This is a genomic window from Gemmata sp., from assembly GCF_051859125.1.
Lineage (GTDB): Bacteria > Planctomycetota > Planctomycetia > Gemmatales > Gemmataceae > Gemmata.
Genome location: NZ_JBHYGG010000065.1, coordinates 1 through 2058, shown reverse-complemented (window position 1 = coordinate 2058; position 2058 = coordinate 1). Strand labels below are relative to the sequence as shown.

2 protein-coding genes are annotated in these 2058 nt (G+C 67.8%); both read left to right on the top strand.

Going from position 1 to position 2058, the window contains the following annotated elements:
• The first annotated feature begins 114 nt into the window (after positions 1–114).
• Positions 115–654, top strand: a complete 540-nt coding sequence (locus tag ACTIGN_RS07935; RefSeq protein WP_439622557.1) for an HD domain-containing protein — start codon at positions 115–117, stop codon at positions 652–654.
• 89 nt (positions 655–743) lie between these two features.
• On the top strand, positions 744–1955 hold the full coding sequence (locus ACTIGN_RS07930) for a hypothetical protein (protein ID WP_439622555.1): 1212 nt from the start codon (positions 744–746) through the stop codon (positions 1953–1955).
• Positions 1956–2058: the final 103 nt, after the last annotated feature.

Here is a 2058-nt window from a genome sequence, read left to right as displayed (position 1 = left end):
CCCCGGGGTGTGTTTTCTTTTTGTTTTGGGGGCCGGGGGGGGGGGGGCGGCCCGCGTGGGGCCAACGATTCCGACCGAGTAGCACCACGTCAGGCGAATCCCAAGGAGACCCCCGTGTCCGATCCCAACGCCATCGTCTTCGAAGCCATCGCCTTCGCGGCCCGTGCCCACCAGGGCCAGCTCCGCAAGGACGAGAAGACGCCGTACGTCAGCCACGTCTTCCGCGTGTGTACGGTCGTCCGACACGTCTTCGGGTTCGACGACCCGCAGATGCTCGCCGCGGCGCTGCTCCACGACACCATCGAGGACACGACCACCGACTGCGACGACATCACCGAGCACTTCGGCCCCGTGGTCGCGAAGTGGGTCGGCGCGCTCACGAAAGACGCGCGGCTCCCGCACGACGCCCGTGAGGCCGAGTACGCCCGGGTGCTCGCCGTGGCCGACTGGCAGGTGAAGGTTTTGAAGCTCGCGGACGTCTACGACAACGCGGGCGACTGCCGCAGCTTCGCCCCCAACGGTCGCCGCAAGACGCTCGCGAAGTCGCGGTTCTACCTCGACGCGGTGCGCAGCGGCGTCCCCGCCGACGCGCACCGCGTGATCGCGATCGTCGAGGCCCGCCTCGCCGAGCTGGAAGCGAGTCTAACGTCGTAATAACCCGCGGCGTGCGGGAGTTGCGTGTTGCCGCGGACGCGCCGCCGCCGGAATAATGTCTCTATCCCGCCCGTCACGAGGCTCACCAGATGACGATCCGCTCACTCCTCCCGGCGCTCGCGGCCGGGCTCCTGTTCACCGCCGCCGACGCGACCGCCTGCCCGTTCTGCTCGCCGACCGGCACCACCCTCACGGGCGAGGTCGCCCAGGCCGACTTCATCCTGTTCGGCACCCTGTCGAACCCGACCCGCGACCCGAACGACCCGAACGCGCTGAATAAGGGCACGACGGAACTCGCCATCGACCTCGTCATCAAGTCGCACGCGCTGGTGAAGGACAAGAAGAGCATCACCATCCCGCGGTACGTGCCGCCGGACGGGAAGAACGCGAAGTACCTCGTGTTCTTCAACGTGTTCAACGGCCAGCTCGACCCGTACCGCGGCGAGGCCGTGCCGGCCGACAGCAAGCTGCCCGAGTACCTCAAGGGGGCGATGGAGGTCAAGCAGAAGGACGTCATCACCCGCCTGCGGTACTTCTTCGACTACCTCGAAGACTCCGACATCGTCGTGAGTTCCGACGCGTACTCCGAGTTCGGGTACGCCGAGTACAAGGAGGTCCGCGAGGTCGCCTCGAAGCTCCCGGCCGCGGCGCTCCTCAAGTGGCTGAAGGACCCCAACACCCGCGGGAGCCGGTTCGGGCTGTACGGCCTGCTCCTCGGCCACTGCGGGAAGCCCGAGGACGCGAAGGCGATCCGTGCGCTGCTCGACGACAAGGAGCGGTCGTACACGAGCGGGCTCGACGGGGTCGTCGCCGGGTACGTCATGCTCGACCCGAAGGCCGGGTGGGAGTACCTGACCGGCATCATTAAGGACCGGACCAAGGACTTCCCGGTGAAGTACGCGGCGCTCAAGACCGTGCGGTTCTTCTGGGAGTTCCGGCCCGACGTGGTCCCGCAGGCCGAGTCGCTGGCGGCGCTGAAGCTGCTCGTGGACGACGCCGACATCGCCGACATGCCGATCGAGGACCTGCGGAAGTGGAAGCAGTGGGACCAGACGCCGTTCGTGCTCGGGTACGCGGCAAAGGACTCGCACAGCGGCACGCCGATCATCGCCCGGTCGATCCTGAAGTTCGCGATCGCGGCATCGTGGGCCGACCCGAAGAACACCGCCGCGGCCGACTACGTGAAGGTGGCCCGCGAGAAGGACCCGAAGCGGGTGCAGTTCCTCGAAGAGGTGCTCAAGGACGAGCAGCGGCCGCCGACCCCGCCGGCCGGCTCCGAGAAGAAGGACGCGCCGAAGTAGCTCAGGAGACCCAGGGTTTGCACCCTGGGCTACGGACTGCCGCCCCCGTCGGGGGCTCAATGCTTTCAGTCCCGGAGGGACGACAGTGCGTAGCCCAGGGTGC

What these genes read in the sequence shown, in the direction of transcription:
- ACTIGN_RS07930 (WP_439622555.1), top strand. Translation starts at nt 744, where the DNA reads ATGACGATCCGCTCACTCCTCCCGGCGCTCGCGGCCGGGCTCCTGTTC.